The organism is Phycicoccus sp., from assembly GCF_035325325.1.
Lineage (GTDB): Bacteria > Actinomycetota > Actinomycetes > Actinomycetales > Dermatophilaceae > Phycicoccus.
The window spans coordinates 1-12,669 of sequence record NZ_DAOLAC010000019.1; the positions used below are offsets into that span (position 1 = coordinate 1).

A 12,669-nucleotide genomic window follows, 5' to 3' on the forward strand; every position below is an offset into this window, starting at 1 on the left:
AACGGCACACAACGCCTCGCTGCCCGGTCCCGAGGCCCCGTGCGGTGTGCGCCCGACCGCGGTCTCGACACCCGGACCCGGTCGTCGTGGTGGTCATCGGAGCCCCCTTCCCTGCTGCCCCGATCCTACCGACGACCACTGACACCCCATCTGCGTCATCCACAGGTAACCCACTGTCCTGCAGTCGATCACGGCCCTGTGGACAACGTGCTCCTGGAACGGCAAGCGGCGCCTCCCTGCCCGTTCCCGAGGCCCCGTGCGGTGTGCGCCCGGCCGCGGTATGGACACCCGGACCGGGTCGTCGACGTGGTCGCGGTGGCCATCAGTGCCCCCGTCCGTGCTGAACGCAAGCCATCGGCGACCGTCGACGCCCCACTGCGGGAATCCACAGGCAACGCGCTGTCCTGCACCAGATCACGACCCCTGAGGGTGACCCGGCGCCGAGCAGCCCCGACAGCGCTCGACTACCCTCTCGGGTCGTCGAGCACGTCCCGCCACGAGTGCGCCGGCTCGTACCCGAGCAGCCGACGCGCCTTGTCGATGCAGAAGAACGTCTCTCGCTCGCCCATCTCGCGACGCATCGGGACGTCGTCGTAGAACTCGGCCACGAGCTCGGCGGTCGAGGCGGCCACCGAGTGGTCGGCGTTGGCGATGTTGAACACCTCGTACCCGAGCCCGTCGGTCCGCAGGCACCGGTCGATCGCCTGGGCGAGGTCACGGACGTCGATGTACGCGAACAGGTTCCGTCGTCGCTGCGCCGGGTCGGTGAGGAACGCCGGGAACCGCTCGGCGTACTCGTGCGGCTCGATGACGTTGTTGATCCGCAGCCCGTACACGTCGGCACCCGTGCGCCGCTGCACCGACCGCGCCGTCACCTCGTTCGCCACCTTCGACGTCGCGTAGGCGTCCTCGGGCACGGTCGGGTGCTCCTCGTCGACGGGCAGGTACTCCGGCCGCCGCTCGCCCTGCGCGAAGCAGACGCCGTAGGTCGTCTCCGACGAGGCGAACACCACCTTGCGGATGCCGAGGACCGCGGCCGCCTCGAGGACGTTCCACGTCGAGACGACGTTGTTGACGTACGTGGCGTTGTCGGCGCGCAGCAGGATGGCCGGGACGGCCGCGAGGTGGACGACCGCGTCGTACCCGGGGAAGGCCGCCCCCTCGAGGTCGTCGAACGAGGCGGGCATCCGCAGCGCCGAGACGAGCTGCCCGAGGTCGGTCAGCTCGACGTCGAGGTCGGTGACGCCGTCGAGCCCGAGCGGGACCCGGTCGACGTTGGTCACGAGATGGCCCTGCTCGACGAGGTACGGGACGACGTGTCGGCCGGCCTTGCCGCTGCCGCCGGTGAGGAGGATGCGCATGCCGCCATCCTCACACCAGCCGGGCGCCCCCGGTGCGGGGCGTCCCCGCCGGGTCGCGATGAGTTCGGCCGACCGGACCGGTCATACTCGCGACACCCCATCGAGACCAGGAGCACCGATGTCCTTCCAGGCCTACCTCGACACCATCGAGAGGAAGACCGGCAAGATCCCCCAGGAGCTCGTCGACGAGGCACACGCCAAGGGCTTCGGGCCCGGGACGAAGGCGGGCGAGATCGTCACGTGGCTCGCCGAGGACTACGACCTCGGCCGCGGGCACGCCATGGCGCTCGTGCACGTGGTGAAGAACGGCGCCGGCATCTCGGACAAGCACGTCGGCAGCACCGGCACCCACCGCGACGAGTCCGACACGCTGCGCCTCGACGGGCTCGCGAACCGCTGACGGGCCCCTCGGCCCCACCCCGCCCCACCCCTGCGCGAACGTGCGTGACGAACGTCGGCATCCCGACGTTCTTCACGCACGTCCCGGGAGGATGGCGCGGGGAGGACGGAGCGGCTCAGAAGGAGAAGCTGACCCCGGTGAGCTCCTCGGAGCGGTCCCAGAGCGTGGCGGCGAGGGTGCGGTCCTGCGCCCACCGCGAGCGCCGGGCCTCGCCGACCGGGCCGCGCGTCTCCCCGATGCCCGTCGGCCCCGAGTACGAGCCGGGCGCCGCGACGGTGGCGGCGTACAGCGGTCCTTCGGCGCCCCTCTCCGGACCGGGGAACAGCAGCCGCACCCCGAGCTGTCCCACGGTGCCGACGAGGCGGTTCGCGCCCATCCCGTCCGGGCTCGCGACGAGGTTGGTCGCCGAGACGCCCGGGTGCGCGGCGGTCGAGGTGAGCGCCACAGCGGCCGCCGAGGCGCGCCGCTGCAGCTCGTCGGCGAACAGCAGGTTGGCCAGCTTCGAGCGGCCGTACGCCGTCTGCGGGTCGTAGCCCTCTCGCGGGTTGCCCTCGCAGACCGCCCCGTCGCCGCGGTGGTGCGCGATCGACGCCACCGTGGTCACCCGGGCGGCGGGCGCCTCGAGCAGGTGCGGCAGCAGCCGCCCGGTGAGGGCGAAGTGCCCGAGGTGGTTGGTGCCGAACTGCAGCTCGAAGCCGTCCTCGGTCTCGCGCCAACGCGGCGGTGTCATCACGCCCGCGTTGTTGAGGAGCAGGTCGAGCGGTCCCTCGAACCGGTCGGCGAACTCCCGCACCGAGCGCTGCGAGGCGAGGTCGAGGCGCTCGACGGACACCGCACCGGCGGCGCCGGTCCGGCGGATGCGACGCGCGGCCTCCTCGCCGGCCTCGGTGTTGCGGACCGCGAGCACGACGGATGCCCCGTGCCGCGCGAGCTCTCGGGCCTCGACGAGGCCGATGCCGGAGTTCGCGCCGGTGACCACCGCCCGCCGGCCGGTGAGGTCGGGGATCTCGGAGAAGGTCCAGCGGGGCATGCGCACTCCAGTCGGTCGACGGCGGGGACGGCCGCGCCCGGGGCGCGGCACCACTGGAGCCAACGCGGCGTCCCCCGTCCCTCGTTCCCGCGGGAGCCGGATCGGTGACCGGATCGGTGACGCGGCCGAGGGCGCGGAACCGCTCAGCGCCGCCGGAGGGCAGCGGCCGGGACCGGCATCCGGCGGGGTGTGCCCACGGCGCCCGGTTCACGGGTGAGGTACTCGACGGGGAGCCAGAACCGGTGCCGCAGCACGCAGCGCACGTGGGCGTGCTCGACCGGCCCTTCGGTGCTCTCCAGGACGCAGCGGTCCACCAGCTCGGCGGGGTGTCCGCACTCGGGGCAACGGGTCGTCTCCATCTCGGTCCTCCTCCCCGACCGTCGCGATGGGGAGAGGAGCCCTCAGCGCCCGGCCCTGATACCCGAAGGGGTCGGGCAGAATGGCGGGCATGAGGGTCGCGGTGATGGCCACCTGCCTCGGGGACGCGATGTTCCCGGAGGCGCCGCGCGCGACGGTGCGGTTGCTGCGCCGGCTCGGGGTGGAGGTCGAGGTGCCGGAGGCCCAGACCTGCTGCGGCCAGCCGATGGTCAACACCGGATACCTCGACGAGGCGGTTCCGCTGGTCCGCCGGACCGTCGAGGCCTTCGAGGGGTTCGACGCCGTCGTCGTGCCGAGCGGCTCGTGTGCCGGCTCGGTGCGCCACCAGCACCGGCTCGTCGCCGAGCGCGCCGGGGACCCCGCCGTCGCCGACGGCGTCGCCCGGCTGGTGCCCCGTGCCCACGAGCTGAGTGAGCTGCTCGTCGACGTCCTCGGCGTCACCGACGTCGGCGCGTCCTTCCCGCACCGGGTCACCTACCACCCGACCTGCCACTCGCTGCGGATGCTGCGGGTCGGTGACCGCCCGCTCCGGCTGCTGCGCGAGGTCCGCGGCATCGACCTCGTCGAGCTGCCCCGCGCCGACGAGTGCTGCGGCTTCGGGGGGACGTTCGCGGTGAAGAACGCCGAGGTCTCGGTGGCGATGGGCGCCGACAAGGCGCGCCACGTCCGCGAGACCGGCGCCGAGGTGCTCGTCGCCGGCGACGCGTCGTGCCTCATGCACGTCGGTGGCCTGCTCTCCCGGCAGCGGGCCGGCGTGCGCACCATGCACCTGGCCGAGGTCCTCGCCTCGACCGCCGACGACCCGGCCGGGAGGACGTGATGGGCCGCACCTTCGTCGGGATGCCCCCGTTCCCCACCGCCGCCCGCACCGCGCTCGCTGACACCCGGCTGCGCCACAACCTCGCCCACGCGACGGGGACCATCCGGGCCAAGCGGGCGACCGTCGTGGCCGAGGTGGAGGACTGGGAGGACCTGCGCGGCCAGGCCGCGGCGGTCAAGGACGCCACGCTCGCCCGGCTCGACGAGCACCTGCTGACCCTCGAGGCCTCGCTCACCGCCCGCGGCGCCACCGTGCACTGGGCCCGCGACGCCGCCGAGGCCTGCGCGGTCGTCGCCGAGGTCGCGCGCACCCACGGCGTCGACGAGGTCGTCAAGGTCAAGTCGATGGCCACCCAGGAGATCGGGCTCAACGACGCGCTGGCCGCGCAGGGCATCGCGGCCTGGGAGACCGACCTCGCCGAGCTGATCGTCCAGCTCGGCGACGACCTGCCGAGCCACATCCTCGTGCCGGCCATCCACCGGGGCCGGGCCGAGGTCCGCGACATCTTCCGCACCCGGATGGCGGCCGCCGGCCGCCCGGCACCGACCGACCTCACCGACGACCCGGCCGAGCTCGCCGGTGCGGCACGGCTGCACCTGCGCGAGAAGTTCCTCCGCGCCCGGATGGCCGTCTCGGGCGCGAACTTCGCCGTCGCCGAGACCGGCACCCTCGTCGTCGTCGAGTCCGAGGGCAACGGCCGGATGTGCCTCACCCTCCCGGAGGTCCTCGTGAGCGTCGTCGGCATCGAGAAGGTCGTGCCGACCTTCGCCGACCTCGACCTCTTCCTCCGCCTCCTCCCGCGGTCCTCGACCGGCGAGCGGATGAACCCCTACACCTCGACGTGGAGCGGCGTCACCCCCGGCGACGGCCCGCAGGAGGTGCACGTCGTCCTCCTCGACAACGGCCGCACCCGCGCCCTCGCCGACCCGGTCGGGCGTCCGGCGCTGCGCTGCATCCGCTGCTCGGCGTGCCTCAACGTCTGCCCGGTCTACGAGCGGGTCGGTGGGCACGCGTACGGCTCGGTCTACCCGGGCCCGATCGGTGCCGTCCTCAACCCGATGCTCCGCGGGGTCGGCACGGACCCCGTCACCGACTCCCTTCCGTACGCCTCCACGCTGTGCGGTGCGTGTGGTGACGTCTGCCCGGTCGCCATCGACCTGCCTGGCCTGCTCGTCCACGAACGCATCCGGGTCGTCGACGCGCACCGGGCCGACCCGCGTCCCAAGCCGGAGGCCCTCGCGATGCGCGCCGCGGCCTGGGCGCTCGGAGACGCCCGGCGGATGTCGTTGGCGGAGAGGGCGTCCGGGCTGGCCGGCCGGGCGTGGCGCGGCCGCGGGATGCCCGGCGGCCGGCGCGCCCTGTCGTGGCTGCCGTTCCCGGGCTCGCGGTGGACCGGCGCCCGTGACCTCCCAGCCCCGCCCGCAGAGTCCTTCCGCGCCTGGTGGCGACGCATCGGCCGCGACGAGGGGACCGGCCGATGAGTGCCCGCGACGACGTCCTCGCCGCCGTCCGCGCCGCCCTCGCCGACCGTCCGGACGCCCCCGAGGTCGACCGCGCCTACCGCACCCGCGACCCGCTGCCGCCCGGTGCCGACGTCGTCGACCTCTTCGCCGAGCGCGTCGCCGACTACCGGGCCACCGTGACCCGGTGCAGCGCACCCGAGCTCGAGACCGCCGTCGCTGCGGCGCTCGACGGTGCGCCACGCGTCCTCGTCCCCGACGGGCTCGACCTCGAGGTCCCCGGCGCCGTGGTCGACGCCGTCCTGTCGGCCACGGATCTCGACGCGCTCGACGCCGTCGTCACCCGCGCGACCCTCGGCATCGCCGAGACCGGCACCATCGTCCTCACCCACGGACCGGGCGAGGGCCGTCGGGCGCTCACGCTCGTCCCCGACGTGCACGTCTGCGTGGTCCGCGCCGACCAGGTCGTCCGCGGGGTCGTCGACGCCGTCGCCGCGCTCGACCCCGTCCGGCCGCAGACCTGGGTCAGCGGCCCGAGCGCGACGAGTGACATCGAGCTCGACCGGGTCGAGGGCGTCCACGGGCCGCGCCGACTGCACGTCGTCCTCGTCGACGGATGACCGTCCGCCGGCGAGCCGTGCTCAGCGGCGGCGCAGCTCGAGGACCGGGATGACCCGGTCGGTCTTCTCCTCGTAGGACCGGAAGCCCTCCGACATCGCCGTGAAGCGGGCCCAGGCGGGGTCGCGCTCCTCGCGGGGCAGCACCCGGGCGCGAACCGGCACGACCCCGTCGTCGGGCGTCTCGATCTCGACGTCGGGGTGTGCGACGAGGTTGTGGAACCAGGCCGGGTGGTCCGGCGCCCCACCCTTCGAGGCCGCGACGAGCCAGGTGTCGGCGTCGTCGCGGATGGCGGCGACCGGCGAGACCCGCTCGGTGCCGGAGCGCGCGCCGACGTGGTGCAGGAGGACGAGCCCACGGCCGAAGCCCATCGTGGTCACCGTCCCGCCGTTCGCGCGGAACTCGTCGACGATCTGCTGGTTCCAGTCGGGCACGGGCCACCTCCGGGGTGCTGGTCGGGTCGTCCGGATCAGCACCCGCCGGGCGGCGGCTATTCCGCCGGCGCGTCGATCGGCGGCCCGGCGCTCGCCGCCGTCCGCTCGGCCTCGTTGCGCAGGATGCAGAGCTCGTTGCCCTCCGGGTCGAGCAGGGTGACCCAGCCGGTGCCGGGTCCGTACTGGCCGCGGTGGTCGGCGAACTCGACGGCGCCGAGGTCCAGCAGCCGGGCGAGCTCGTCGTCCCGCGTGCCCTCGACCGGCTCGAGGTCGAAGTGCAGCCGGTTCTTCACCGACTTCCCCTCCGGCACCTCGATGAAGAGGATGCGGTGCGCCCCGTCCCGGCTGACGATCATGCACTCCTCGTGACCGGGCAGGTTCGGGTCGTCGGGCAGGTCGGTGTAGTCGAGGACCGCCTTCCACCACTCGGACAGGTCGTACGCGTTCCGGCAGTCGACGGAGGTGTGGGCCACGCGGGAGGTCATGCCGCCACCCTCCCACCGGCGGCGGGCGGGGGCCACTCCTTTGGCCCTCGCGGGGTCAGACGTGGATGGCGGCCGGGATGCCGTCGGAGAAGACCTCGGGCGGGTCGGGGAGCCGGTGCGAGAGACCGGCCGCCCGGCGGGCCGCGCTCCACGCGACCGCGCACGCGTCGAGGACGTCGTCGGCGCCGTAGCCGCGCCCCTCGAGGACCGACGGCCGGCCGATGCCCGCCGCCGTGAGGGCCGCGAGCCGCGCGTCCCGTCCCTCCGACGTCCGCTTGCCGGGGCTGAGCGGGGCTCCGGTCATGGCGGCGAAGGAGACCTCGGGGTGCACCTCGAGCACCTCGAGCGTCGGCCGGGTGCGCAGCCAGGCGTCGACCTCGAGGATCTTCTCGCGCAGCGCGAACGCCTGTGCACCGACGCCCTGCCCGCTCAGGGAGCGGTTGACTGCGTCGGCCGTCACGCGGTCGGCGGCTGCGTACGCGGCGCGGGTCAGGGTCGTGAAGACGGACGACGCCTTTCCGGGCAGGGCGCGCCGGGCCAACGCGTCTGCCGCTCGGGTCGTGCTGTCCGGCAACCCGATCGGGATGTCGATGCCGACGACGCGGACGTCCGTCGTCTCACGCACGGTCTCGACGAGCTCACCGATCGTCGGGGCGACGACGACCCGCGGGCGTGGTGCGCCCGGCTCGAGGAGCGCCCCGACCCAGCCCGCCCGGCAGCCGTCGACCCCGAGCACGGGTGCGACGACCTCGACGGGGTCCGGGGCGGGCGGGGCACCCGGGACCTGCGCCGCACGGGGGTCGAGGAGCCCGGCGACCGCCTCGAGGACGAGGTCGAGAGTCACCTCGAACTCCGCGCCGAACGACCATCCCGGACGCATCGCGTGGTCCCGGGCGAACTCGGTGAAGTGCGGGTAGGCGGCGGCCGTCTCCTCGTCGATGATCGCCGCCCCGATCTCGGCCAGCTCGTCCTGGCCGGCGAACGGCAGGGCGAGCTCCTGGACCATGAAGCCGTAGAGGTGGGCGTCGACGAGGGCGAAGGTGTGCCCGGTGGCGGCGAGCGAGAAGCCGGCGGCCCGGAGGCACCCGAGCACGGCGTCGTGGTGGCGAACCGACGCGGCGCCCGGGGCCGGTCGCGAGTCCATGAGGCCGACGGCCCACCGGTGGCGCAGCAGCGCGAGGCGGGCGCTCACCGACCGCTTGCGCAGCTCGGCCCGCCAGTCGCCGCCCGGAGCCGGCAGGTGGAACTCGTCGAAGACCGCGTCGACCATCGCGTCGAGCAGCGCGTCCTTGTTCGGCACGTGGTGGTAGAGCGACATCGCCTCCACGCCGAGACGGCCGGCGAGCGCCCGCATCGAGAGGGCGCCGAGCCCCTCCGCGTCGGCGAGCGCGACGGCCTCGCCGACGATGCGCTCGCGGCTCAGGGCGGCACGGGTCGGGCGGGCGGTGGGCACGGCGGCTCCTTCGTGTGGGTTCGGGACTTGCCGATCTTACGACGTAAGGCTACGGTGTGCCGCACCGACCTGTTCTTACGATGTAAGGGAGAAGCCCGCGCGGACCGTCCACCAGAAGCAGTACGGCGGGACCGCCCGCCTCCACCTCCCCGACCTGCCGGTGCCCACCCCGGGGCCGGAGGAGGTGCTCGTCAGGGTCACGGCGGCCGGCATCGACCGGGGCACGGTCCACGTGATGACCGGCCGGCCGCTCGTCGCCCGGCTCGGCCTCGGGCTGCGCCGCCCGCGCTACCCCGTGCCGGGCCGCGACCTGGCCGGCACGGTCGAGGCCCTCGGCCCCGGGGTCGAGGGCTGGAGCGTCGGCGACCGCGTCGTCGGCACCGCGGACGGCTCGTGCGCCGAGCTGGCCGTGGTGCCGGTGCGTCGGCTGGCCCGGGCGCCGCGGCAGCTGGCCGACGACGAGGCGGCCGCCCTCCCCGTCTCCGGCCTCACCGCGCTCCAGGCGGTCCGGGCAGGCCGCGGCGGCCCCGGGCACCGGGTCCTCGTCGTCGGGGCGTCCGGCGGGGTGGGTGGCTACGCGGTCCAGCTCGCCGTCGCGGCCGGCGCCCGGGTCACCGGCGTCTGCAGCGCCGCCAAGGCCGACCTCGTCCGCTCGCTCGGCGCCGACCACGTCATCACGCACGAGACCGAGGACGTCGACGCCGAGGGCGGCACCTACGACGCCGTCCTCGACATCGGTGGGCACCGCCGGCTGCGCACGCTCCGCCGGGTCCTCGCTCCGCGCGGCGCGCTCGTCGTCGTCGGCAGCGAGACCGGCGGCCGGTGGCTCGGCGGTCTCCAGCGCTCGATGGCGGCCGCGGCCCTCTCGCCGTTCGTGCGGCAGCGGCTCGTCATGCTCGTGGCCCGCGAACGCGCCGAGGACCTCGCCGAGCTCGTCGCCCTCGTCGACGCCGGACGCGTCCGGCCCTCGGTCGAGCGGGTGTTCCCGCTCGCCGAGACCGCGGCCGCGGTCGAGCACGTGGCCACCGGCCGGGCCCGCGGCAAGGTCGTCGTCCGGGTCGCCGAGCCACCGTCCAGCGCCGGCGAGGCGGGGGTCGCGGCTACCGCGTCCCGGTGACGAGCACGCGTGTGGTGGCCGGCGGGTACACGGTGCCGGACCCGTCGACCGCCCGGACGGTCAGCGTGTGCCAGCCGCGCGCCGCCGGCCCGCTCCAGGACGGGCTCGTCGTGCGCTGGGTGCGCCCGTCGAGGGCGACGTCGTAGCCGACGACCCCGCTCACCCCGGTCGGCGCACCCCAGTGCGCGATGACCGTCGAGCCGCTGGCGAACACCGCGAGCCCGGTCGGGGCGGTCGGCGAGGACACCTGCAGGATCGCGCCCGTCGGGGAGACGCTGACGACGTCGACCCGGGCCTGGGTCAGCGGGTCGGTCACCGAGCCGCCGGGCAGCACCGGCGCGTCGAGGAAGCTGGCCGTCGACGGCCTGGCGTCGAGCAGCCAGGTCTGCAGGCCGACCCCGCGGTCGATGCGGAAGGTCACGCCGTTGACGACCGGGTCGGACGCGGCGAAGGTGTCGAAGGCGCCGGTGGGGCGGCGGTACTCGGCCGCGAGCCACGTGCCGTCCGGGCGGGTCAGCCGCAGCACGCGGATGCCGCTGCCCGAGTCGGCGGGGGCGAGGCGCACCGTCTCGGCCTGCCCCGCCTCGACCGTCTTCGGCGGCACCAGGTCGTAGTGCACGCGGGCCTCCGCGTGGTGCAGCCGGGCGGCGACGTTGCCCATCACCGAGAACGGGTCGGCGTACTCGAGGGAGGTGCCGGTCGGGTCCGGGCAGTTGGCGGCCGTCGAGAGCATCACCCTGACGCCCGCCACCGTGCAGCGGTAGCCGGAGGCGTGGTGCTCGCCGAAGTTGTGACCCAGCTCGTGCGCGGTGACGAGGAGGGAGGGCGTGCGCTCGTTGATCCACGAGAGGGTGCCGGGCACCTCGGCGAGGCCGTCCCAGCCGCACGAGGTCTGCCGCGGGAGGACGACCATGACGTTCGTGTACGCCGACAGGTCGATCCCGGCCGCCCGGGCCGCGGTCCGCGCGCTGTTCGCCCACTGCTGGAAGTCGCAGGCCGAGGGGTTGCTCCGCGAGACCGTGTAGGGACCGACCGCCCGCCCGGTCAGCGTCCACAGGCCGTCCGAGACGTCCTGGTAGTACGCCCTCACGCTCGTCGGACCGCTGAACAGCCCGGCGGCCACCGTGCTCGGGGCGGCCGGCGCGTTGGTCGGGTCGTCGGCGAACCGCACCGAGACCGCGAGGATGCGGTAGGTCCGCGGCCCGGTCGTGGCGGCCGCCGTCACCGGCGCGAGCGACGGAGTGCTCCCCGTCCCCGACGCGCGGGCGATGCCGGAGGCGGCGACCCGGATGCCGCCGGTGACCGTGCGCCGACCGGTCGCCGTGACCCGGGCGCCGAGCAGCGGGTGCTCAGCCGCCCCGGGGAGGCCCTCGACCCGGACGAAGCCGGCGGGCTGCCCGTCCGGGACCACCCCGACCGTCGTCGTGCTGCGGCCGGAACGGAACGCGTCCGTGACGAGCGAGGTGAGCCGCCCGGTGACCCGCACCGGGTCGCCGGTGGCCGCCGGGACGGTGCCGGACGGCGCCGTGATGGGCCGGGAGGGAGCGGACGCCGCGGCGACGACGGGGGTGGACCCGGCGGTCAGCAGTGCCGGAAACTCATCGGGCGGTCTCGATGATTTTCCCGACCGGCCGCGGTCTGTACGGTTGGGGCACCACGGGGGTGCCGGGAGGAGGACCGCGATGACGACCACGCCGACGGGGACGCAGGCGCCGGCCGCGACCGACCCGGAGTTCGACGACGCCGTCTCGCGCTACCGGCGCGAGCTGCTCGCCCACTGCTACCGGATGACCGGCTCGCCCTCCGAGGCCGAGGACCTCGTCCAGGAGGTCTACCTGCGGGCCTGGCGCGCGTACGGCTCCTTCGAGGGCCGGTCCTCGCTGCGCACCTGGCTGCACCGCATCGCGACCAACGTGTGCCTCACCGCGCTCGAGGGCAAGGACCGCCGCCCGCTGCCCTCCGGCCTCGGCACCTCCTCCTCCGAGGGCGGCGACCCGCTCGACGAGCGCACCGAGGTCCCGTGGCTCGGCCCGATGCCGGACGCCCAGCTGCTCGGCACCGCGGACCCCGCCGACGTGGTCACCGAGCGTGACGCCGTCCGGCTCGCCTTCGTCGCCGCGCTGCAGCACCTTCCCCCGCGCCAGCGCGCCGTCCTCGTCCTGCGCGAGGTGCTGCGCTGGAGCGCGGCCGAGGTCGCCGAGGCCACCGGCTCGACCGTCGCCTCGGTCAACAGCGCGCTCCAGCGGGCCCGCGCCACCATCGAGGAGGTCGCGCCCTCCGCCGACGCCGCGCCCGCCCCGATGACCGACGAGCAGCGCGCGCTCCTCGACCGCTACGTCGACGCGTTCTGGCGCAAGGACGTCGACGCCATCGCCAAGCTCTTCACCGAGGACGCTGTCTGGGAGATGCCGCCGTTCGCCGGCTGGTACCAGGGCCCGCGCACGATCGCCACGCTCGTCGACACCCAGTGCCCGGGCGGCTGCTACGACATGCCGATGCTCGCCACGACGTGCAACGGCCAGCCTGCCTTCGGCCTCTACATGCGCGAGGAGGGCCCGGACGGCGACGTCTTCCGGCCCTTCCAGCTGCAGGTCCTCGAGCTCGACGGCGACCACGTCTCGCACGCCGTCGTCTTCTTCGACACGGAGTACTTCACGGCGGCCGGGCTGCCCGCCGAGCTGGGCGTCGACGACGTCCCCACCCGACCGGAGGGGTGAGCGTGCGTCCCGCGGACCTCCGTCCCCGGGTCGACCTCGAGCTCCTCGACCGCTCCCTCGCGTGGACGCGTGGTGCGCTCGCCGGGGTCCGCGACGACGAGGCCGGCCGGCCCACCCCGTGCGCCGGATGGACGCTCGTGGACCTGCTCGTCCACATGGTCGACTCGCTCGAGGTCGTCACCGAGCTCTCCCTCGGCCGGGTGGCGCTCGCCGGACCCCCGCCCACGTCGCACCGGCCGGAGGTGCTGGCCGACCACCTGCGGGTCCTCGGGTGCGTGCTGCTCGACGGGTGGTTGCGCGACGGGGGCCCGGGGGCGGTGCGGCTCGGCGACCGCCGGCTCGAGCCGGACGTCGCGCTCGAGGTGTCGGCACTCGAGGTCGCCGTCCACGGATGGG

The 12,669-nt window shown here is 74.9% G+C and carries 14 protein-coding genes; 7 read left to right on the plus strand and 7 right to left on the minus strand.

Translation table 11 applies throughout. From position 1 onward, the window contains the following. Positions 1 to 464 precede the first annotated feature (464 nt). Positions 465 to 1,361: an NAD(P)-dependent oxidoreductase gene (locus PKA89_RS12100; protein WP_324419751.1), complete on the minus strand. Its 897-nt coding sequence runs from the start codon at positions 1,359 to 1,361 to the stop codon at positions 465 to 467. A 118-nt stretch (positions 1,362 to 1,479) separates the two neighbouring features. On the opposite strand from PKA89_RS12100, the gene PKA89_RS12105 reads away from it, so the two are divergent. Next, the gene (locus PKA89_RS12105) at positions 1,480 to 1,761 is read left to right on the plus strand and encodes a DUF4287 domain-containing protein (protein WP_324419753.1); all 282 of its coding nucleotides are present in this window, start codon (positions 1,480 to 1,482) and stop codon (positions 1,759 to 1,761) included. 115 nt (positions 1,762 to 1,876) lie between these two features. On the opposite strand, the gene PKA89_RS12110 is transcribed toward PKA89_RS12105, so the two are convergent. Further along, the gene (locus PKA89_RS12110) at positions 1,877 to 2,791 is read right to left on the minus strand and encodes an oxidoreductase (RefSeq protein WP_324419755.1); all 915 of its coding nucleotides are present in this window, start codon (positions 2,789 to 2,791) and stop codon (positions 1,877 to 1,879) included. Positions 2,792 to 2,934: 143 nt separating this feature from the next. Further along, positions 2,935 to 3,150 (minus strand): hypothetical protein, encoded by a 216-nt coding sequence (locus tag PKA89_RS12115; RefSeq protein ID WP_324419757.1) that lies wholly within the window; start codon positions 3,148 to 3,150, stop codon positions 2,935 to 2,937. Positions 3,151 to 3,239: 89 nt separating this feature from the next. Between PKA89_RS12115 and PKA89_RS12120 the strand changes: the two genes are divergently transcribed. Genes PKA89_RS12120 through PKA89_RS12130 form a run of 3 tightly spaced genes read left to right on the plus strand, consistent with a single transcriptional unit; the run spans position 3,240 to position 6,069 of the window. After that, positions 3,240 to 3,989, plus strand: coding sequence for a (Fe-S)-binding protein (locus tag PKA89_RS12120; protein ID WP_324419759.1), 750 nt, complete (start codon positions 3,240 to 3,242; stop codon positions 3,987 to 3,989). A 20-nt stretch (positions 3,990 to 4,009) separates the two neighbouring features. Further along, the gene (locus PKA89_RS12125) at positions 4,010 to 5,470 is read left to right on the plus strand and encodes a lactate utilization protein B (RefSeq protein ID WP_324419761.1); all 1,461 of its coding nucleotides are present in this window, start codon (positions 4,010 to 4,012) and stop codon (positions 5,468 to 5,470) included. Continuing rightward, on the plus strand, positions 5,467 to 6,069 hold the full coding sequence (locus PKA89_RS12130) for an LUD domain-containing protein (protein WP_324419763.1): 603 nt from the start codon (positions 5,467 to 5,469) through the stop codon (positions 6,067 to 6,069). Before PKA89_RS12125 ends, PKA89_RS12130 begins: the two co-directional genes overlap by 4 nt. Positions 6,070 to 6,090: 21 nt before the next feature. Here PKA89_RS12130 and PKA89_RS12135 read toward each other — a convergent pair whose 3' ends face one another. Genes PKA89_RS12135 through PKA89_RS12145 form a run of 3 tightly spaced genes read right to left on the minus strand, consistent with a single transcriptional unit; the run spans position 6,091 to position 8,439 of the window. Beyond that, the gene (locus PKA89_RS12135) at positions 6,091 to 6,501 is read right to left on the minus strand and encodes a nitroreductase/quinone reductase family protein (protein WP_324419765.1); all 411 of its coding nucleotides are present in this window, start codon (positions 6,499 to 6,501) and stop codon (positions 6,091 to 6,093) included. A gap of 56 nt (positions 6,502 to 6,557) precedes the next feature. Then, positions 6,558 to 6,986 (minus strand): VOC family protein, encoded by a 429-nt coding sequence (locus PKA89_RS12140; protein ID WP_324419766.1) that lies wholly within the window; start codon positions 6,984 to 6,986, stop codon positions 6,558 to 6,560. A gap of 55 nt (positions 6,987 to 7,041) precedes the next feature. Next, a complete protein-coding gene (locus PKA89_RS12145) occupies positions 7,042 to 8,439 on the minus strand; it encodes a DUF429 domain-containing protein (RefSeq protein ID WP_324419768.1) in 1,398 nt (465 codons plus the stop codon). A gap of 160 nt (positions 8,440 to 8,599) precedes the next feature. Between PKA89_RS12145 and PKA89_RS12150 the strand changes: the two genes are divergently transcribed. Continuing rightward, positions 8,600 to 9,556, plus strand: a complete 957-nt coding sequence (locus PKA89_RS12150) for an NAD(P)-dependent alcohol dehydrogenase (RefSeq protein ID WP_324419770.1) — start codon at positions 8,600 to 8,602, stop codon at positions 9,554 to 9,556. On the opposite strand, the gene PKA89_RS12155 is transcribed toward PKA89_RS12150, so the two are convergent. Then, positions 9,540 to 11,042 (minus strand): hypothetical protein, encoded by a 1,503-nt coding sequence (locus PKA89_RS12155; RefSeq protein ID WP_324419773.1) that lies wholly within the window; start codon positions 11,040 to 11,042, stop codon positions 9,540 to 9,542. The genes PKA89_RS12150 and PKA89_RS12155 overlap by 17 nt on opposite strands. A 196-nt stretch (positions 11,043 to 11,238) precedes the next feature. Between PKA89_RS12155 and PKA89_RS12160 the strand changes: the two genes are divergently transcribed. Then, positions 11,239 to 12,273 carry a sigma-70 family RNA polymerase sigma factor gene (locus PKA89_RS12160; RefSeq protein WP_324419775.1) on the plus strand — a complete coding sequence of 345 codons (1,035 nt, stop codon included), beginning with the start codon at positions 11,239 to 11,241 and terminating at the stop codon, positions 12,271 to 12,273. Positions 12,274 to 12,275: 2 nt separating this feature from the next. Next, positions 12,276 to 12,669, plus strand: a 394-nt coding sequence (locus PKA89_RS12165) for a maleylpyruvate isomerase N-terminal domain-containing protein (RefSeq protein ID WP_324419777.1), incomplete at its 3' end; no start/stop codon positions are given.